General features: G+C 59.0%; 17 protein-coding genes, 1 pseudogene and 1 other annotated feature. Of the genes and pseudogenes, 9 read left to right on the top strand and 9 right to left on the bottom strand.

The window, feature by feature from the left end; genetic code table 11:
• Positions 1-32: 32 nt before the first annotated feature.
• The 3 genes from dnaX to SERRSCBI_RS05165 form a co-directional block, all read right to left on the bottom strand.
• On the bottom strand, positions 33-1,991 hold the full coding sequence (gene dnaX / locus SERRSCBI_RS05175) for a DNA polymerase III subunit gamma/tau (RefSeq protein ID WP_042783807.1): 1,959 nt from the start codon (positions 1,989-1,991) through the stop codon (positions 33-35).
• Positions 636-700: a sequence feature (DnaX frameshifting element), on the bottom strand. It overlaps the preceding gene by 65 nt.
• Before the next feature lie 92 nt (positions 1,992-2,083).
• A complete protein-coding gene (gene apt, locus SERRSCBI_RS05170) occupies positions 2,084-2,635 on the bottom strand; it encodes an adenine phosphoribosyltransferase (protein WP_019454166.1) in 552 nt (183 codons plus the stop codon).
• A gap of 268 nt (positions 2,636-2,903) precedes the next feature.
• Positions 2,904-3,284 (bottom strand): DUF454 family protein, encoded by a 381-nt coding sequence (locus tag SERRSCBI_RS05165; RefSeq protein WP_004940275.1) that lies wholly within the window; start codon positions 3,282-3,284, stop codon positions 2,904-2,906.
• Positions 3,285-3,418: 134 nt separating this feature from the next.
• On the opposite strand from SERRSCBI_RS05165, the gene priC reads away from it, so the two are divergent.
• Both priC and rsmS read left to right on the top strand, forming a co-directional pair.
• Positions 3,419-3,955, top strand: coding sequence for a primosomal replication protein PriC (priC, locus tag SERRSCBI_RS05160; RefSeq protein ID WP_033642112.1), 537 nt, complete (start codon positions 3,419-3,421; stop codon positions 3,953-3,955).
• A 108-nt stretch (positions 3,956-4,063) separates the two neighbouring features.
• On the top strand, positions 4,064-4,243 hold the full coding sequence (rsmS, locus tag SERRSCBI_RS05155) for a pleiotropic regulatory protein RsmS (RefSeq protein ID WP_016928837.1): 180 nt from the start codon (positions 4,064-4,066) through the stop codon (positions 4,241-4,243).
• A gap of 31 nt (positions 4,244-4,274) precedes the next feature.
• On the opposite strand, the gene mscK is transcribed toward rsmS, so the two are convergent.
• The 3 genes from mscK to acrR form a co-directional block, all read right to left on the bottom strand.
• A complete protein-coding gene (mscK, locus tag SERRSCBI_RS05150) occupies positions 4,275-7,667 on the bottom strand; it encodes a mechanosensitive channel MscK (protein ID WP_042783806.1) in 3,393 nt (1,130 codons plus the stop codon).
• A gap of 100 nt (positions 7,668-7,767) precedes the next feature.
• Positions 7,768-8,121, bottom strand: coding sequence for a DsrE/DsrF/TusD sulfur relay family protein (locus SERRSCBI_RS05145; RefSeq protein WP_042783805.1), 354 nt, complete (start codon positions 8,119-8,121; stop codon positions 7,768-7,770).
• An 11-nt stretch (positions 8,122-8,132) separates the two neighbouring features.
• The gene (gene acrR, locus SERRSCBI_RS05140) at positions 8,133-8,792 is read right to left on the bottom strand and encodes a multidrug efflux transporter transcriptional repressor AcrR (RefSeq protein ID WP_033642109.1); all 660 of its coding nucleotides are present in this window, start codon (positions 8,790-8,792) and stop codon (positions 8,133-8,135) included.
• A 142-nt stretch (positions 8,793-8,934) separates the two neighbouring features.
• Between acrR and sdeX the strand changes: the two genes are divergently transcribed.
• The 4 genes from sdeX (at position 8,935) to ykgO (ending at position 13,880) form a co-directional block, all read left to right on the top strand.
• Positions 8,935-10,122: a multidrug efflux RND transporter periplasmic adaptor subunit SdeX gene (sdeX, locus tag SERRSCBI_RS05135; protein WP_033642108.1), complete on the top strand. Its 1,188-nt coding sequence runs from the start codon at positions 8,935-8,937 to the stop codon at positions 10,120-10,122.
• 17 nt (positions 10,123-10,139) lie between these two features.
• Complete coding sequence (sdeY, locus tag SERRSCBI_RS05130; protein WP_033651107.1) at positions 10,140-13,286, top strand: multidrug efflux RND transporter permease subunit SdeY; 3,147 nt, start codon at positions 10,140-10,142, stop codon at positions 13,284-13,286.
• Positions 13,287-13,472: 186 nt separating this feature from the next.
• Positions 13,473-13,727 carry a type B 50S ribosomal protein L31 gene (locus SERRSCBI_RS05125; RefSeq protein ID WP_004940303.1) on the top strand — a complete coding sequence of 85 codons (255 nt, stop codon included), beginning with the start codon at positions 13,473-13,475 and terminating at the stop codon, positions 13,725-13,727.
• A gap of 12 nt (positions 13,728-13,739) precedes the next feature.
• On the top strand, positions 13,740-13,880 hold the full coding sequence (ykgO, locus tag SERRSCBI_RS05120) for a type B 50S ribosomal protein L36 (protein WP_004940304.1): 141 nt from the start codon (positions 13,740-13,742) through the stop codon (positions 13,878-13,880).
• A gap of 107 nt (positions 13,881-13,987) precedes the next feature.
• Here ykgO and SERRSCBI_RS05115 read toward each other — a convergent pair whose 3' ends face one another.
• The 3 genes from SERRSCBI_RS05115 to SERRSCBI_RS05105 are packed head-to-tail and all read right to left on the bottom strand — an operon-like array spanning position 13,988 to position 16,459.
• Positions 13,988-14,866, bottom strand: a complete 879-nt coding sequence (locus SERRSCBI_RS05115) for a metal ABC transporter solute-binding protein, Zn/Mn family (RefSeq protein WP_042783804.1) — start codon at positions 14,864-14,866, stop codon at positions 13,988-13,990.
• Between the two features lie 25 nt (positions 14,867-14,891).
• Complete coding sequence (locus SERRSCBI_RS05110) at positions 14,892-15,749, bottom strand: metal ABC transporter permease (RefSeq protein WP_042783803.1); 858 nt, start codon at positions 15,747-15,749, stop codon at positions 14,892-14,894.
• On the bottom strand, positions 15,746-16,459 hold the full coding sequence (locus SERRSCBI_RS05105; protein ID WP_042783802.1) for a metal ABC transporter ATP-binding protein: 714 nt from the start codon (positions 16,457-16,459) through the stop codon (positions 15,746-15,748). Before SERRSCBI_RS05105 ends, SERRSCBI_RS05110 begins: the two co-directional genes overlap by 4 nt.
• Positions 16,460-16,866: 407 nt before the next feature.
• On the opposite strand from SERRSCBI_RS05105, the pseudogene SERRSCBI_RS05095 reads away from it, so the two are divergent.
• The 3 genes and pseudogenes from SERRSCBI_RS05095 to SERRSCBI_RS05085 all read left to right on the top strand — a co-directional run bounded on the left by SERRSCBI_RS05095 (position 16,867) and on the right by SERRSCBI_RS05085 (position 18,003).
• Positions 16,867-17,221: pseudogene (locus SERRSCBI_RS05095) on the top strand (hypothetical protein).
• A gap of 159 nt (positions 17,222-17,380) precedes the next feature.
• The gene (gene tomB / locus SERRSCBI_RS05090) at positions 17,381-17,749 is read left to right on the top strand and encodes an Hha toxicity modulator TomB (RefSeq protein ID WP_004940312.1); all 369 of its coding nucleotides are present in this window, start codon (positions 17,381-17,383) and stop codon (positions 17,747-17,749) included.
• A gap of 50 nt (positions 17,750-17,799) precedes the next feature.
• A complete protein-coding gene (locus SERRSCBI_RS05085) occupies positions 17,800-18,003 on the top strand; it encodes an HHA domain-containing protein (RefSeq protein WP_004940313.1) in 204 nt (67 codons plus the stop codon).
• The last annotated feature ends 33 nt before the right edge of the window (positions 18,004-18,036 follow it).

The following is an 18,036-nucleotide window of genomic DNA, read 5'->3' as shown; positions in this document are numbered from 1 at the left end:
TCGTCGCTAGGGCCGCGCACATCGCGCAGCGTTTAAAGGGGGCGAATACTCTCTTCATCCAGATCCGCGTCGAAGAATCGGCGCAGCGTCTGAATGTTGGTATCCGCTTCGATGGACTGGCGCGCCTGCGCCAGCTTTTCCTCATAGATGGCTTGTCGCCATTCCAGCGGGGTGCGCTCCGCCGGATTATCGTCCTCCACCACGGTCAGCTCGATCGGGCTGCCGTACAGCTCACCGAGCGCGTCGGCCAGCGTCTTCTGCGCCGAAGGCGAATTCAGATGGCGCTGCGAAGACCGCAGATGGAGGCTAATCTTGCCCGGCTCCGGCTGCTGCTTGAAGGCGTTCAACGCCAGCTGCTGCACCAGTTTCGGGATCTTCAGCTTATCGATTTCCGCCGCCCAGGCGTCGCGCTCCAGCGACTCCACCACCAGCTTGGCGGCCAGCTCCGGCGTTTTCTCGTGCTCCAACGCCGTGCGCAGCGCTTTCGGCGTCGCCAGCGGTTCCGGCGCCGCCTCGGGCTCAGTCTGCGCGCGCCAACGATAGGCTTCCGGTTTCGCCGGTTTTTCCGGCACCTTCTTCTCCGCCAGGCGCTGCTGGCTGCGCTCGGTCACGGAAGCCAAACGCCCCAGCGCCGAGTTTGCCGGCCGCGCTATTCCTGGCGCCGCCGGCTCATTCTTTTTTGGTGTGGATGCTCCCTGCTGCCGTTGCAGCTGGGACCGCGCTTTCAACAGCTGGGCGGTGGCATCCGGTAAAGGAGTCGATGATTGTCGCTGCGGCGCGGCCGGCTGCCCTAGCGGCGGCGGCGCGTCCTGAAACTGCGGCGGCTGTGGCGATGCGGCCTGCTGCGGCTGCGCCATCGGCGCCGGCGCGGTCTGCACCAACGCCACCGGCTCCGGGATCACCGCTTTCGGGTGAAACGCCAGCGCGCGCAGCAGGGTCATCTCAACCCCCATGCGGCGATCCGGCGCATAGGCCAGCTCTTTGCGGCCCACCAACAGCGTCTGGTAATAGAGTTGCACATCGGCCGGCGGCAGGGTGCGCGCCAGCTCACGCAGCCGTTGTTCCACGGCGGCGTAGTGGTTGTCGAGCATCGAAGGCAGCAGTTGCACCATCGCAATGCGGTGCAGCAACGCCAGCGTCTCCACCAGCAGGTTTTCCCAATCCACGCCGCGCGAAGCGGCCTGCGCGACCTGCGCCATCACCTTTTCACCGTCGGCGCTGACCAGCGCTTCGAGGATCGCCAGCGGCTGCTCGTCATCGAGCGTGCCGAGCATCTGGCTGACGGTTGCGGCCGTCACCTGCCCCTGCCCCATGGCGATCGCCTGATCGGTCAGGCTCAGCGCATCGCGCATGCTGCCGTCGGCGGCGCGCGCCAGCAGCTGCAGCGCGCGGGCGTCGCTGGTGATCTGCTCCGCCGTCAGCACAGTTTCCAGCTGCTGGCGGATCTGATCGACGTCCAGCGCTTTGAGGTGAAACTGCAGGCAGCGGGAAAGAATGGTCACCGGCAATTTTTGCGGATCGGTGGTGGCCAACAGGAATTTGACGTGCGGCGGCGGCTCTTCCAGCGTCTTCAGCAACGCGTTGAAGCTGTGGCGCGAGAGCATGTGCACTTCATCGATCAGGTAGACCTTGAAGCGGCCGCGCGCCGGCGCGTACTGGACGTTGTCCAGCAGATCGCGGGTATCTTCCACCTTGGTTCGGGAAGCGGCGTCGATCTCGATCAGATCGACGAAGCGCCCCTGCTCGATCTCGCGGCAGTTGTCGCATTGGCCGCACGGCGTGGCGGTGATGCCGGTTTCACAGTTCAGGCCTTTGGCCAGCAAGCGGGCGATGGTGGTTTTCCCCACGCCGCGCGTGCCCGAGAACAGATAGGCGTGATGGATCCGCCCCAGCGAGAGGCCGTTGGCCAGCGCGGTCAGGACATGTTCCTGGCCGACCACGTCTGCGAACGTTTGAGGGCGCCACTTACGGGCGAGAACCTGATAGCTCATTAATACCGGAGAAGTCGAGTAATCTGGAGGGTCATGCTAACACAGCCCCGCGGCAATCCGCGAGGCCGTTGTGCCCAAGGGGCGATGCCGCATCAATGACCGGCGAAGTCCACCAGGCAGTAGCAGTCGATGCCCAGCTTGTTCAGTCGCGCTTCTCCGCCCAGATCCGGCAGGTTGATGATGAACGCGGCGTCTTTCACTTCACCGCCCAGACGGCGGATCAGTTTGGTGGTCGCTTCAATGGTGCCGCCGGTCGCCAGCAGATCGTCCACCACCAGCACTTTGTCGCCCGCGGTGATGGCGTCGGTGTGGATCTCCAGCTTGTCGGTGCCGTACTCCAGCTCATAGCTTTCGCTGAGCGTGGCGCGCGGCAGTTTGCCCGGTTTGCGCACCGGCACGAAACCGACGCCCAACGCCAGCGCGACGGGCGCGCCGAACAGGAAACCACGCGCTTCGGTACCCACCACCTTGGTCACGCCCGCTTCGCGATAGCGCTCAACCAGCAGCTCGATGCTGGCGGCGTAGGCCAACGGGTTTTCCAGCAGGCTGGTCACGTCGCGGAACAGGATGCCCGGCTTCGGATAATCCGGGATGGTTTTGATACTGTCTTTAATAAACTGAAGCTGCTGCGCAGTAGCGGTCATAATTGTTGCCTGATAAAACTGCTTGAAAACCGGCGCGCCGCTCACCCGCCGCCCCCGGGTGAAACACACCGGAGAAAAAATGGCAGGCGATCCGCGCACGAAAACGCCCAAATCTATGCAAACTGGCGGACAAATGCAACTCTCCCCTGCATCTTTCACCCCACAGCGTTGTTGACCGCACGCATTACTTACCTAAGTAAGCTCCCGGGGATGCCTGCGTTTGTCGCCTGGCTGCGGCTTGAAAGCTATTGAGGAGTTTAAGGTACAATCAGCGCTGTTTTTGTTGCGGCAGATCAATAACCGGCAGGCGCAGCATAAAGGTCAGCAAAATGGCCAACATCAGCAGCAACAGCCCGCGCACCCACCAGATTTTCACCAGCCACAGCGAACAGGCGAAGGTCAGCACGATCACCAGCACCGCTTTCCACTTCGCCCCCGGAGGCAGCGCGCGATGCTGCTGCCAATGGCGCAGATAAGGGCCAAACCAGGAACGGTGCAGCAGCCAGTGATGAAAGCGCGGCGAAGAGCGGGCGAAGCACCAGGCGGCCAACAGCAGGAACGGCGTGGTCGGCAACAGCGGCAACACCACGCCCAACGTCGCCAGCACCACCGCCAACCAGCCCAAAATGATCAATAACCCACGCGTCATGCGGTTCTTCGCTCCTCAATCGGTTGCGGCTTACTGTAGCATCGGCGCCGCGCCGGCGGAATATGCATGCGGCGCTTGTTTCAGGACGGCTTCGCGGGCAAGCTTACGCCTGTTGAAATCAAGAGGGAGCTTATGTGAGCACTCAGCGTCTATTACAGGTGTTGGCACAGCAGATTGCGGCGCTGGCGGCCGAAGTCAGCCCGCGCGGCGACGCCCCGATCCCGCAGGCGCGGTTCGACGCCGCCCTGTTCGCCAACCGCGGCACGCGGCTGCGCGACTACCTGGCCGAAGTGGAGAAAAACTTCGCCCAGCTGCAAAACGCCGCTAACGACAGCCGCGCCAGCCAGGTGGCCTTTCTGGCCGAAAAACTGGTGGCTCAGATCGCCGCCCTGCAGCGCGAGCTGGCGACCCAGGCGCTGCGGCGCAAGAATCAGCCGAAGGAAGCCCCCGAGGTCGATCTCTACCACAAGCTGGCCGAGCATCAGGATTACGAACGCCGGCTGATCGCCATGATTCAGGATCGGGAAAGCCTGCTGGGGCGCCAGACCACGCTGGCGGCGCAGCAAAAGCTGCAGCACGAGCTGGCGGCGCTGGAGGGGCGGCTGATGCGCTGTCGTCAGGCGTTGGCGCGCATCGAGCGCAATATCGAGCGCAAAGAAAACGGTTTTTGAAGATTTATCACAATATTTTAATGATTATTCCCCGGTTGCGCGCCGGGTTCACTATACTCTGCCGATACCCGAGTTATTCATCCCATTAATTAAATAAGCGCAGGTGCTATGTCTCTGGAAAACGCCTCACCCGAACTGCAGCTGGCGGTAGACTTGATTTACCTGCTGGAATGCAACGAGATCGATCCGGCCACCGCGCTGGCGGCGCTGGATATCGTCAAACGGGATTATCAGGAAAAGCTGCAGCGCGCCGGCGTCACCTCTCCCTATCTGCCTGCCGGACAGTAACCGGGGACAGCGCCGCTGTCCCTTTCGCCTCTCATTGCTTATCCGCCGCCGTCTGGCCGCCGTCGTCCGGCGATAGCGTTCTTTTCACTTCCTGCACTTCATTGCCCTGCTGGTTATGCAGATACACCTCCAGCTGATTGAAGGCGATGTCGATGCCGTTTTCCCGGCACAAGCGGTCGATTGAGCGATTCAGTTCGTCCACCGTGTAGCTGCGATCGCGCAGTTCCCGCACATAGAGCCGCAGTTCGTGATCCAGCGTGCTGGCGCCGAAGTTGAGGAAGAACACCTGCGGTTCGGGATCGGTCATCACCCGCGGATTGTCGTGCGCCGCCTGCAGCAGCACCTTTTTCACCTTGTCGAGATCGGAGCCGTAGGCCACGCCGACCTTGATCAGCACGCGGGTGATGGTATCGGACAGCGACCAGTTGATCAGACGCTCGGTGACGAACGCCTTGTTCGGAATGATCACCTCTTTGCGATCGAAGTCGGTAATGGTGGTGGCGCGAATGCGGATCTTGCTGACCGAACCGGAGAAGGTGCCGATGGTGATGGTATCGCCGATGCGGATCGGGCGTTCGAACAGAATGATCAGGCCGGAGACGAAGTTGGCGAAGATCTCTTGCAGGCCGAAGCCCAGCCCGACCGTCAGACCGGCGGCCAGCCATTGCAGTTTGTCCCAGGATACGCCGAGCGATCCCAGCGCAACCACGGCGCCCACGGCGGTAATCAGGTAAGTGAGCACGGTGGTGATGGCGTAAGACGCCCCCTGCCGCAGTTGCAACCGCGACAGCACCACCACCTCCAGCAAACCGGGCAAGTTGCGGGTGAGCACGTAGGCGACAATCACTGCGGCGATCGCCACCATCATGTTGCCCAGCGTCACCGCCTGCGACACGCTGCTGCCCGCCACGGTGCTGGTGTAATGCCACAGCGTGATGCTGTCCAGATAAGCGATGACCGTCACCAGATCCGACCAAATGGCGTAGAAGGCGCTGGCGAAGATGGCGAACAGCACCAGGGTGGTCAGGCGCAGCGACTGCTGGTTGATCTGATCGAGCGCCAGCGGCGGCTCTTCCACCACCGGTTCGCCGCCTTCGGCTCCTTCTTTCGCCACGTTTTGCCGCCGCGCCAACGCGCGCCGGTAAGCCAGACGCCGCGCCGCCACGCTCAGGCCGCGCAGCGCGGTCAGGTATACGATATTCCACAGGAAAAACAGATACAGGCTGTCTATCCAGCGGCTGGCCAGCCGCAGCGTGGTATAGAAGTAGCCGGCGAACATCAGCCCCAGCAGGATCAGCGGCGTGGCGGCCAGCGCGGTGACCACCACCAGCCGCACGGCATGCGAGCCTTTTTCACGCCAGCTGTCGCGGCACAGCGGGAACACCAGCACCGTGAGCAGCGCCAGCGTCAACATCACCACGATCTGGCCGATCACGTCTTCCACCAGACGCAGCGGCGCTTTCTCGCCCAATACCGACCAGAAGATCAACGGCTGCAGCGCCAACCCCAGCCGCAGCGTCTGACGGCGGTAATGCGCGCACAGGTTGGCGCCGAAGTTGAAATGCCGCTCGGCGATGCCGTCCGGTTTCAGCATGCGATAGCTGAAGCCGAACACCAGCCACGACAGCGCCAGCTGCTGCGACAATGCCCATATAAAGTCGCTGATGCCGAAATCCGCGCGATACATCCAGAAACCGACGCCGAGGAGTAACGCGGCGCCGGGCAACACTTTCAGCAAGGTCAGCGCGATGGCCTTCGGCGTGTGCAGTTGGCCGTCGCGCTTAAGTTGCCCCACGTCGTTGGCCAGCTTTTGCAAATGGCCGTCGATCAGCCGGTAGCGCCAGCGCAATACCCCGATCGCCAACAGCATAGGGATCAGGAACACCAGCGCATTCAGCCCGCCCTGCACCAGCTTGCCGCCGTCGAATTTGAGATCGAGACCGGCAATCTGATCGCGCACCGCCTCCGGCATCGCCTTCAGCCACGCCAGATCGACCGGCTTGTTGCTGTTAACCCAGAAAATCTGCTGGGTCAGCGTATCTTGCAGCGAACCGTAAACGCTGGTCAGCTGCTGCTGATTGATCTGCAGGTTGATCGACAGCGACAGCTGGTTGCTGAGCTGCTTGTTCAGCTGATCCAGCAGTTCGCGGCGCATATCGACGATCTCGTTTAACGCGTCGATCACCTCCGGGCCGGCCTTTTCCTTGCTTTCGGCCACCAGCTGGTTGATGTAATCCTCTCCCTTGAACAGATCGTCGCGTTGCTGATTGATATCGAACTGCTCCAGCCGCAAATCGGCGATGCGCGTGTCCATATCCGCCAACAGCGTGCCCTGCGGCAGGCTCTGCTGCTGCTGATACAGGATGCGCGACAGCACCAGGCTGCCCTTCAGCACCTGGATCTGTTCTTTAAGGTTACGCTCCGCCTGCAGCCCGCGGTCGAGCCAGTTTTTGACCCGAATGTTCTGCTGGAACAGGGTGTTGCTCTCTTCGGTGGCGGCGATCAGCCGCTGGCTCAGTTGGCGGTTGACGTCCAGCTGTTTGCTGACCAACAGATCGCGCTGGATATCGGTGGCGTCTTCCGGGTTTTGCGCCTCTTTAGCGGTCTTTTCAGACAGCGTCAAACGTTTGCTGTTGACGATCTCCTGCAGCAACTGCACCGAGCGATCCAGCGCGTCGATATGCGCCGTGGTGTAATCACGCTGTTTTTGCAGCAGATCCTGCAGCGTGGTATTGGCTTCCAGACTTTTGCGCTGCAGCTCAAGCTGTGCGTTGAGCAACGCCTGCTCGGTGGTCAGCATCACCTGCTGGCTGTTGCGCAGCGAATCTTGCCCCGGCGTCTGGCCGCTGAGCTGGCTGCGGATCTCCTGCAGGCGCTGCGAAGCGGCGTACATGGTGCTTTGTACTCGTTCAGGCTGGGTTTGCAGCGACACCAGTTGGCTGTTGTAAGTAGAGAGGCTCTCCTGCGCGCTTTGCAGCTCGTCGAGCGTTTGATACAGCCGGCTTTCCAATTGGCGCAGCGACAGCGGCAACAGCGCGGCGCGCGCCGCCGCGCTGTCCGTCGGCCGCTTCAGCGCATCCAGCTCGGCGGTCACCTGATTGAGCTTCGCCGGCGCCTGCTGCACCTGCTGTTTAAGCTGCGCCGCATCCTGCCGATTGCGCTCGATGGCGTCCAGCAGCTCCAGCGTGCGGGTTAAATCCTGTTGGGACAGCTTTTCGACCGGCGTCAGGGCTTTTTGCTTGTTCAGCGCTTCCAGCTGGCTTTGCACTTCGCTGCGCTGCGGCAAATCGCCGTTCAGCGCCGCCTGCACCGGCAAGCTCAGCGTGCAAATCAGGAAAAGGAGTGTCGCGGCGGCGATGCGCCGCCGGCATGCGCCGACAAACGAGCGCGGCGTCAGAGAGGGCAGAGTCAACCAGCGATGCATGATTTAGCTTCGGATCGGTTAAGAAGCCTGAAGATTATCACGATCGCCGGCGGGCAACGAACAACAAAAACGTTGCCGGTGATGTCCCGTTGTCGCGAAATCAGAAAGTGAGCACTTTCTCCGCCGCCAGCGTCCACTGCGCCAGTTCGACCAGCGTGCCGATCTCCACGCCGTCCGCCAGCGGCAAGCGGCTGACGCCGCGCGCGTCGGCGCAGGTCTTGCACAGCTTGACCGGCACCTGCTGCGCGGTGAGGATCTCCAGCATCTGCTGCAGATGGTATCCTTCGTGCGGCTGCTGTCCTGCCAGCCCGGCCACCACCGCGTCGGACATCAGAAACAGCCGCAGGTCGAGACTGCTTTGCTGCTCTTTCAGCGCGATGGCCAACCGCAGCGCATTGAACAAGGATTCATGGCCATAGGCGGCGCCGTTGGCGATGAGAACAACTGATGACATGAAATCTCTCCTTATAAAGGAAGGCGGTCGACGTCGGGGTTGAGGCGCAAGGTGGGGCAAAACTGCAGCATCTCCAAAAACGCATCGACCAGCGCTTCGGCTTCGGCCCGCAGATCGAAACTTTCCGGCATAAACAGCCAGTTTTCCATCAGGCCGGTGATATAACCGCGCAGGATGATCGCCGCACGGCGGGTATGCAAATCGGCGGGCAATTGCTCGTGGTGAATGCAGTTATACAGCACCGCTTCGATGCGTTCGTAGCCGGCGAGGTACAACACCTTGCGCGAATCCAGCAGCGGCATCATTTCACCGACAAACTCGCATTTGTGGAATATAATCTCCATCAACGCCCGCCTGCGGCCGTCTTCAACCGTAGACGTCAGAATGTAAATCAGAATTTCCCGGATAACCCGCAGTGGATTATCGGGAAACTTTGCCTGATACTCTGTTTCGAGCTGGTCAATTTTCGGCTCGGTAGATTCCCAAACTTCATTAAACAGGTCTACCTTATTTTTGAAGTGCCAGTAAATGGCTCCACGCGTAACCCCGGCAGCGGTGGCAATATCTGTCAGTGACGTTGCAGCAACGCCACGTTCAGAGAACTCTCTCACCGCAGCATCGAGGATTTGCTGTCGGGTTTCTTGCGCCTGCTGTTTGGTTTTTCGTGCCATGGCATTGTTATTTAGGGGGAGTGTGATTTACATACATTCGCGAATGTATGTACCATAGCACGCACATATAATTAACGCAGCAATGGGTTTTAAAGCTTGTGATCCATTGATCATTTTGAAATCGGACACTTGAGGTTTTTCTATGAACAAAAACAGAGGGTTAACGCCTCTGGCGGCCGTTCTGATGCTTTCAGGCAGCTTAGTGCTAACAGGATGTAACGATAAAGAAACCCAACAGCAAGGCGCCCAACAGCAGGCTCCTGAAGTGGGCGTAGTCACTTTGAAGGCCGAGCCTCTCAATATCACTACCGATCTTCCTGGCCGCACCGCTGCGTATCGCATCGCCGAAGTTCGCCCTCAGGTCAGCGGCATCATCCTGAAGCGTAACTTCGTTGAAGGCAGCGATATCAAGGCCGGGACGTCTCTGTACCAAATCGATCCCGCGACCTATCAGGCCAGCTACGACAGCGCGAAAGGCGATTTGGCCAAAGCGCAGGCCAGCGCTTCCATCGCGCGCGTGACGGTAAACCGCTACAAGCCATTGCTGGGCACCAGCTACATCAGCAAGCAGGACTATGACAACGCCGTGTCCACGCTGCAGCAAGCGGATGCCGCCGTGGTGGCCGCTAAGGCCGCCGTGGAAACCGCGCGCATCAACCTGGCGTACACCAAGGTGACCTCTCCGATCTCCGGCCGCATCGGCAAATCCGCCGTGACCGAAGGCGCGCTGGTCAGCAACGGCCAGGCAACCGCCCTGTCCACCGTGCAGCAGTTGGATCCGATGTATGTCGACGTCACCCAGTCGAGCACCGACTTCCTGCGCCTGAAGCAAGAACTGGCCAGCGGCGCGCTGAAGCAGGAAAACGGCAAGGCCAAAGTGAAACTGATGCTGGAAAACGGCACCGAATACGCGCAGGAAGGCACGCTGGAGTTCTCCGACGTCACCGTCGATGAGACCACCGGCTCCATCACCATTCGCGCCCTGTTCCCTAACCCGAACGATACGCTGTTGCCTGGCATGTTCGTGCGCGCCCGTCTGGACGAAGGCGTACGCAGCGATGCGTTGCTGGTGCCTCAACAGGGCGTCACCCGCAACCCGCGCGGCGACGCGACGGCGTTGGTGGTAGGGGCAGACAACAAAGTTGAGCTGCGCACGCTGAAGGCGGACCAGGCGATTGGCGACAAATGGCTGGTTACCGATGGCCTGAAAGCCGGCGATCGCGTCATCGTCACCGGCCTGATGAAAGTGCATCCGGGCGCGCAGGTAAAAGTGCAGGAAGTTGACACTCAGGCGCAAAAACAGCCGCAGTCTGAAGCGCAGAAGTCATAAAAAGGAGCCTGTAATACATGGCTAAGTTCTTTATAGACCGCCCAATTTTCGCCTGGGTAATCGCCATCATCGTCATGTTGGCGGGGGTGCTTGCAATAATGAAACTGCCAATCGCGCAGTATCCCACTATTGCACCGCCGGCGGTGAGTATTTCCGCCAACTACCCGGGCGCAGATGCCAAAACGGTGCAGGATACCGTCACACAGATTATCGAACAGAACATGAACGGTATCGATAACCTGATGTACATGTCCTCCACCAGTGATTCCTCTGGTAGCGTCACCATTACCCTGACGTTTGAGTCCGGCACCGATCCTGACATCGCACAGGTTCAGGTCCAGAACAAACTGTCGTTGGCCACCCCGCTGCTGCCGCAAGAAGTTCAGCAGCAGGGCCTGAAAGTAGAAAAATCCAGCAGCAGCTTCCTGATGGTGGCCGGCTTCGTTTCCGACGATCCGAACATGACTCAGGACGATATTGCGGACTACGTGGCGTCCAACATCAAGGACCCGATCAGCCGTTCGTCCGGCGTGGGTGAAGTGCAGCTGTTCGGTGCCCAGTACGCGATGCGCATTTGGCTGGATCCGAACAAGCTGAACAACTACCAGCTGACGACCACGGATGTGACCTCCGCCATCACCGAGCAGAACAACCAGATCGCCGCAGGCCAGCTGGGCGGCCTGCCGCCGGTGCCGGGGCAGCAGTTGAACGCCTCGATCATCGCGCAGACCCGTCTGACTTCGCCGGAAGAGTTCGGCAAGATCCTGCTGAAGGTCAATACCGACGGTTCCCAGGTGCGCCTGCGCGACGTCGCTCACATTGAGCGCGGCGCGGAAAGCTATGCCGTTACCGCGCGTTATAACGGCAAGCCTGCCGCCGGCCTGGGTATCAAACTGGCGACCGGCGCCAACGCCTTGAACACCGCCAAAGGTGTGAAAGACGAGCTGGCCAAGATGGCGCCCTTCTTCCCGCAAGGGATGAAAGTGGTTTATCCGTACGACACCACCCCATTCGTTAAGATCTCCATCAACGAAGTGGTGAAAACGCTGATCGAAGCCATCATCCTGGTATTCCTGGTGATGTATCTGTTCCTGCAGAACTTCCGCGCGACGCTGATCCCAACCATCGCGGTGCCGGTGGTGTTGCTGGGGACCTTTGCGATACTCGCGGCGTTCGGCTTCTCGATAAACACCCTGACGATGTTCGGCATGGTGTTGGCGATCGGCCTGCTGGTGGATGATGCCATCGTGGTGGTGGAAAACGTCGAGCGCGTCATGTCCGAAGAGGGGCTGCCGCCGAAAGAAGCTACCCGTAAATCGATGGGCCAGATCCAGGGCGCGCTGGTGGGTATCGCCATGGTGCTGTCGGCGGTATTCGTGCCGATGGCGTTCTTCGGCGGTTCAACCGGCGCCATCTATCGTCAGTTCTCGATCACCATCGTGTCCGCGATGGCGCTGTCGGTGCTGGTGGCCTTGATCCTGACGCCGGCGCTGTGCGCCACCCTGCTCAAACCGATCCCGAAAGGCGATCACGGGGTTAAAACGGGCTTCTTCGGCTGGTTTAACCGCATGTTCGAGAAGAGCACGCATCACTATACCGACAGCGTGGGCAACATCCTGCGCAGCACCGGCCGCTACCTGATCATCTACCTGCTGATCGTGGTTGGCATGGGCCTGCTGTTCCTGCGCCTGCCCTCTTCGTTCCTGCCGGACGAAGATCAGGGCATCCTGTTGACCATGGTGCAGTTGCCTGCCGGCGCCACCGAATCCCGCACCAACAAGGTGTTGGAAGAAGTCTCCGACTACTTCCTGAACAAGGAAAAGGACAACGTGGTTTCGGTGTTTACCGTCGCGGGCTTCGGCTTCAACGGTAACGGCCAGAACAACGGCCTGGCATTCGTCAGCCTGAAAGACTGGGGTGAGCGTCCAGGGGCCGGGAACAAGGTAGAAGCGATCGCGGGTCGCGCCATGGGCGCCTTCTCGCAGATTAAAGAAGGCCTGGTGTTCCCGTTCAACCTGCCGGCGATCATCGAACTCGGTACCGCAACCGGCTTCGACTTCGAGCTGATTGACCAGGGCGGCCTGGGGCACGAAAAACTGACCGAAGCGCGTAACCAGCTGTTGGGCATGGTTGCTCAGCATCCGGACGTGCTGGTGGGCGTGCGCCCGAACGGCCTGGAAGATACGCCGCAGTTCAAACTGATCGTCGATCAGGAGAAAGCCAAGGCGCTGGGCGTGAGCATCACCACCATCAACAGCACGCTGAGCACCGCACTGGGCGGTTCGTACGTCAACGACTTCATCGACCGCGGTCGTGTGAAGAAGGTGTACGTACAGGCCGAAGCGCCATTCCGCATGCTGCCGGAAGACATCAACAAGTGGTACGTGCGCGGTACCAGCGGCCAGATGGTGCCATTCTCCGCCTTCTCTTCGGCGAAATGGGAATACGGCTCACCGCGTCTGGAACGCTATAACGGCTTGCCGTCGATGGAAATTCTGGGCCAGGCTGCACCGGGCAAGAGTACCGGTGAAGCGATGAACCTGATGGAACAGCTGGCGTCCAAACTGCCAAGCGGCATCGGTTACGACTGGACCGGCATGTCCTATCAGGAACGTCTGTCGGGCAACCAGGCGCCGGCGCTGTACGCCATCTCGATTCTGGTGGTGTTCCTGTGTCTGGCGGCGCTGTATGAAAGCTGGTCCGTGCCGTTCTCGGTCATGCTGGTATTGCCGCTGGGGGTTATCGGTGCGTTGTTGGCCGCGACGATGCGCGGCATGAATAACGACGTGTACTTCCAGGTGGGGCTGTTGACCACCATCGGTCTATCGGCGAAGAACGCCATCCTGATCGTGGAATTCGCCAAGGATCTGATGGAGAAAGAAGGCAAAGGTCTGATCGAAGCGACGTTGGAAGCGGTGCGTATGCGTCTGCGTCCAATTCTGATGACGTCCCTGGCCTTCATCCTCGGGGTTCTGCCGCTGGTTATCAGCAGCGGCGCAGGCTCCGGCGCACAGAACGCGGTAGGTACCGGCGTAATGGGCGGGATGATCACCGCGACCGTATTGGCGATCTTCTTCGTACCGGTGTTCTTCGTGGTGGTTCGCCGCCGCTTCAGCAAGAAGAACGAAGACCTGGAACACAGCCACCCGGTAGAACATCACTGATCGTTCAGTGAAGAAATTTCTACCCGATAATCGAAAAGGCCGCGCATGCGGCCTTTTTCTTTTGCTTCAGTTGCTTAATGCAAACCGTTCTCATTAATTCACTCGTGTGTGCAATTTACGCTTGATCGTGATGCCCGGTCGGCGCATAATTGTTGTTATAGTATAACATTACATGAGAGAGCCATTATGAAACCCGGCATCCATCCCGATTATCGCACCGTGGTGTTCCACGACGTCAGCGCCAACGCCTACTTCAAAGTGGGATCGACCATCAAAACCGATCGCACCATCGAGCTGGACGGCGAAAGCTGGCCGTATGTCACCCTCGACGTCTCTTCCGCTTCGCATCCGTATTACACCGGCAAGCAGAAAGACTATTCCAAAGAAGGCAGCACGGCGCGCTTCCAGCAGCGCTTTGGCCGCTTTATCGGCAATAAGTAACAAGGAACCCCCATGCAGGTATTGAGTTCATTGCGTTCGGCGAAAAATCGCCACCCGGATTGCAAAGTCGTGCGTCGTCGTGGCCGCATCTATGTGATCTGTAAAAGCAATCCGCGATTCAAAGCGGTACAGGGACGTAAGAAAAAGCGTTAACTCCAAAGTGTCATCTGTCGCAAAGCCCCGTTGCTGCTCAACGGGGTCTTTTTTTTATGGCGAGAAAGTGCCTGCAAGCTGCCCCCGCCGGCAAGCGGGGGCGGAGATTACTTCATGCTGCTCAGCAGCGCGTCGACATTGTGCTTGAACGCCTGCTCATAGGTGGCCGCCGGGCCGCCCACGCGCGAGAGCGCTTCAGGGTACAGCTCGCCGCCCGCCTTGGCGCCGGTGGCGGCGGCAATCTGTTTCACCAGCCGCGGATCGGTCTGGTTTTCGATAAAGTAAGCGTTAACTTTTTCCTGTTTGATTTGCTTGATCAGGCCGGCCACATCGCTGGCGCTGGCTTCGGCCTCGGTGGAAAATCCGACCGGCGCAAGGAAGGTGACGCCATACTCTTGCCCAAAGTAACCAAAGGCATCATGGCTGGTGAGCACCTTACGTTTCTGCGGCGGCACAGCGGCGAACTGGGTTTTGGCCCACAGATCCAGCTTTTGCAACTGCTGAATGTATTCGGCACCGCGCTGGCGAAAATAGTTGGCATCCTCGGGATCGGCGGCGATCAGGGCGTTCATCACGTTGGTGGCGTACTGCACGCCGTTTTTCATGCTGTTCCAGGCGTGGGGATCGGTAATCGGTTTGCCGTCCTCCTCCATTTGGCGGGTGTTGATGCCCTGTGACGCGGTAATCACCTGTCCTTTATAACCCGAAGCGCTGACCAGGCGATCGATCCACCCTTCCAGCCCCAGGCCGCTAACGAACACCACGTCGGCCTGCGCCAACGTCTTGCCATCCTGCGGTGAAGGCTCGAAGCTGTGCGGATCGCCATCTGGCCCCACCAGTGTGCTGACCTTGACGTGATCGCCCCCTACCTGTTTAACGATATCTCCCAGAATGGAAAAGCTGGCGACGGCGTCGACGGTCTTCGCCATCGCCAATGGGCTGGCCAGCAGAGCAGCGACCGCCAGCGATATAGGTAAACGTTTCATATTTTCTCCTTGCAAATGGCACTTCTCAACGGCGCGCAAAGGCGTAAATGCCTCCACGCGTTCCAAACAGGATCGAGACAAAGAAGATGACGCTGGCGCTGAGCACGATCGCCGGACCGGCAGGCAGCGAAGCGTAGTAGGACCACACCAGCCCAATCAGGCTGGACAGCGCGCCGATGCCCATCGCCACCGCCAGCGTCTGCGGCAGATTGCGCACCCAGAAGCGTGCGCTGGCGGCGGGCAGCATCATCAGCCCCACCGACATCAGGGTGCCGAGGACCTGGAACCCCGCCACCAGATTGACCACCACCAGCGCCAAAAACAGGCCGTGGATCAGCGCCAACCGGCGCGGCGCGTTAACGCGCAGGAAAGTGACGTCGAAGGACTCGATCACCAACGCGCGGTACAGCGCCGCCAGCGCCAGCAGCGACACCGTGGCGATCGCACCGACCATCAGCATCGCCTGCGCATCCACCGCCAGAATCGAACCGAACAGCACGTGCAGCAGATCCACGCTGGAACCGCGCAGCGAGACCAACGTGACCCCGAGCGCCAGCGACCCCAGATAGAATCCGGCGAAGCTGGCGTCCTCTTTCAGCGGCGTGCGGCGGCTCACCAGGCCGGACAACATCGCCACCGCCAGCCCGGCGATAAAGCCGCCCACGCCCATGGCCACCAGCGACATGCCGGAAATCAGATAACCGATTGCCGCGCCGGGCAACACCGCGTGGGACAACGCATCCCCCACCAGGCTCATGCGGCGCAGCAACAGAAACACCCCCAGCGGGGCGGCGCTGAGCGACAGCGCCAGACACGCCATCAATGCGCGTCGCATAAAACCGAAAGAGAGAAAAGGGTCGATAAGCCCATGCAACAGCATCATGGCGCCACCACCCGTAGGCCCGGCTGCCGTTCGGCGGCGAGATACCGCGGCACCTGTTCCAGCACGCGCTCGGCCGCGCCCCAATGACACGCCTGCGGGGTCAGCAACAGCACCTGCGGAAAATGCTCGGCGACCATCGACATGTCATGCAGGACGGCGATCACCGTTCTCCCCTGCTGGTGCAGCTGCGCGATCACCTGCAGCAGGATCTGCGTAGTGGCGCTGTCGATGCCGGTGAAGGGTTCATCCAGCAGGATCAACGGCGCCTGTTGGACCAACAGGCGCGCAAACAGCACCCGCTGCAGCTGGCCGCCGGAGAGCTCGCCCACCGGACTGTGCGCCAGCGCGCTCATGCCGACGCTCGCCAGCGCCTCATTAACCTGGCTCGCCGCACGCTGGTTCATACCGCCGAACATGCCGCTTTGCGGCCAACATCCCATCGCCACCAGATCGCTCACCGCGATCGGGAATTGCCGATCCAGATCCGCCTGCTGTGGTAAATAAGCCTTGCGCGGCGGCTTTTCACCGCTAAAGTCCAGGCGACCCGCCAAGGGCGGCAACAAACCGGCGAACGTTTTCAGCAACGTCGATTTCCCTGCCCCGTTGACGCCCACCACCGCGGTTAACGAACCGGCGCTAAACTGCCCGCTCAGCGGCGGGAAAAGCGGCGTGGCGCCATAGCCTATCGCCAGCTGACGTAATGAAATCATGGCAGCGACACCGCCCAAAAAATGCCGAGCCACAGCAGAGTCAACAAAACGATAGCGCCCGCACAGCGCACGGCCGCGGAGGTGGTGAACAACGAATTCAGTGACGACGCGGCGTCATTTTGCGAAGTGGGAATCAAGGGAATAACCAAAGCAGCAGATTTATGGTTATAATATAACATCACAATTAATGGTATGTCTCAAGCGTTGCCGGACTCATTAATGCAACGGAACGTAACAGCTCGTCGCGCAGCAGGTCCCCCCCTCGCCCCCTTATCAAACTCAGGGATATTCCCGTTCGGCAAAAATGTTGGCGGAAGGTAAAAAAAACAGCGGTAAATCGAAAAATTTACCGGCGCGAGTGGAAAAGGAGTAAGATGAGCAGATAACATTGTTGTTGGCCGAGATTAATGCTTGTTACCCTTGCCTGTAACCTGGACGTCAACGCACTTTCTGTTAAAAAATTAAAAGAAAGTGATTAATGACAATATTGCGGAGTTAGTGCCGGCGCTGACCAGCGGACTCAGTTTTTATTCTGAAAGCGCACGCTATGCCGAAGATTCATTAGAAATACTTGATATAGTGCAACAAGGTGACAGCGATTATTCAATGAGTTATCGCTATAAGTGGGGCATTTTTAATGCTTGCCTGGATATCAACAGCGAAGACACGATCAGCGATAGCGTCCGGTTCCGTGTGGCGCAACGGGGTTTAATCTTCGACATCATTGATAACTCACGCCCATCAACCGCGGATGAATTGTAAGTTTACGTAATAACTGCAGGCCAAACGCGAAAAAATGATTTATATTCATTTTACGGGAAGTTTATTTAACCACCGTTAAGCTGCCTCCGTTCATGATGTAAATCAGCTTACTCACATAGTGTTATCAACACCGCCATTAAGACTTACGGAGGGGATGATATGGATGAGTATTCGCCTAAGCGACACGACATTGCTCAACTCAAATTCTTGTGCGAAAATTTGTATGATGAAGGTATCGCCACCCTGGGAGACAGCCACCACGGGTGGGTCAACGATCCGACATCCTCCGTCAACCTTCAGCTTAATGAGTTGATCGAACATATCGCTTCGTTTGTGATGAGTTATAAAATTAAATACATGGACGAATCCGATTTGTCGGAGTTAGTCGAGGAATATCTCGACGATACCTATACGCTGTTCAGCAGCTACGGTATCAATGATTCCGACCTGCGCCGCTGGCAAAAAACCAAGGCGAGATTATTCAGAATGTTCTCAGGAGAGGACATCTGTACGACAATGAAAACTTAGGGGATAATTATTCCCGAGCTATTTTACGGTTATTAAACTAAAAGGCCACCATGACTAAAACCGACTATCTGATGCGTTTACGTAAATGCACCACGATTGATACTCTCGAACGTGTTATTGAAAAAAATAAGTACGAGCTTTCCGATGATGAACTAGAGCTGTTTTACTCAGCCGCCGATCATCGTTTGGCGGAGCTGACCATGAACAAGCTGTATGACAAAATCCCCACCTCCGTTTGGAAATATGTCAGATAATCAGCCCCCAACGCGTTGAGCCGATGCTTTTAT

Source organism: Serratia sp. SCBI (assembly GCF_000747565.1).
Lineage (GTDB): Bacteria > Pseudomonadota > Gammaproteobacteria > Enterobacterales > Enterobacteriaceae > Serratia > Serratia ureilytica.
The sequence above is the reverse complement of the archived record's forward strand: the minus strand, read 5'-3'. Positions and strand labels throughout refer to the sequence as shown.

Excerpts from the sequence above, each read along its gene's own strand:
- dnaX (WP_042783807.1), bottom strand. The coding sequence starts at position 1,991 with ATGAGCTATCAGGTTCTCGCCCGTAAGTGGCGCCCTCAAACGTTCGCA.
- apt (WP_019454166.1), bottom strand. The coding sequence starts at position 2,635 with ATGACCGCTACTGCGCAGCAGCTTCAGTTTATTAAAGACAGTATCAAA.
- SERRSCBI_RS05165 (WP_004940275.1), bottom strand. The coding sequence starts at position 3,284 with ATGACGCGTGGGTTATTGATCATTTTGGGCTGGTTGGCGGTGGTGCTG.
- rsmS (WP_016928837.1), top strand. The coding sequence starts at position 4,064 with ATGTCTCTGGAAAACGCCTCACCCGAACTGCAGCTGGCGGTAGACTTG.
- mscK (WP_042783806.1), bottom strand. The coding sequence starts at position 7,667 with ATGCATCGCTGGTTGACTCTGCCCTCTCTGACGCCGCGCTCGTTTGTC.
- SERRSCBI_RS05145 (WP_042783805.1), bottom strand. The coding sequence starts at position 8,121 with ATGTCATCAGTTGTTCTCATCGCCAACGGCGCCGCCTATGGCCATGAA.
- acrR (WP_033642109.1), bottom strand. The coding sequence starts at position 8,792 with ATGGCACGAAAAACCAAACAGCAGGCGCAAGAAACCCGACAGCAAATC.
- sdeX (WP_033642108.1), top strand. The coding sequence starts at position 8,935 with ATGAACAAAAACAGAGGGTTAACGCCTCTGGCGGCCGTTCTGATGCTT.
- sdeY (WP_033651107.1), top strand. The coding sequence starts at position 10,140 with ATGGCTAAGTTCTTTATAGACCGCCCAATTTTCGCCTGGGTAATCGCC.
- SERRSCBI_RS05125 (WP_004940303.1), top strand. The coding sequence starts at position 13,473 with ATGAAACCCGGCATCCATCCCGATTATCGCACCGTGGTGTTCCACGAC.
- ykgO (WP_004940304.1), top strand. The coding sequence starts at position 13,740 with ATGCAGGTATTGAGTTCATTGCGTTCGGCGAAAAATCGCCACCCGGAT.
- SERRSCBI_RS05115 (WP_042783804.1), bottom strand. The coding sequence starts at position 14,866 with ATGAAACGTTTACCTATATCGCTGGCGGTCGCTGCTCTGCTGGCCAGC.
- SERRSCBI_RS05110 (WP_042783803.1), bottom strand. The coding sequence starts at position 15,749 with ATGATGCTGTTGCATGGGCTTATCGACCCTTTTCTCTCTTTCGGTTTT.
- SERRSCBI_RS05105 (WP_042783802.1), bottom strand. The coding sequence starts at position 16,459 with ATGATTTCATTACGTCAGCTGGCGATAGGCTATGGCGCCACGCCGCTT.
- tomB (WP_004940312.1), top strand. The coding sequence starts at position 17,381 with ATGGATGAGTATTCGCCTAAGCGACACGACATTGCTCAACTCAAATTC.
- SERRSCBI_RS05085 (WP_004940313.1), top strand. The coding sequence starts at position 17,800 with ATGACTAAAACCGACTATCTGATGCGTTTACGTAAATGCACCACGATT.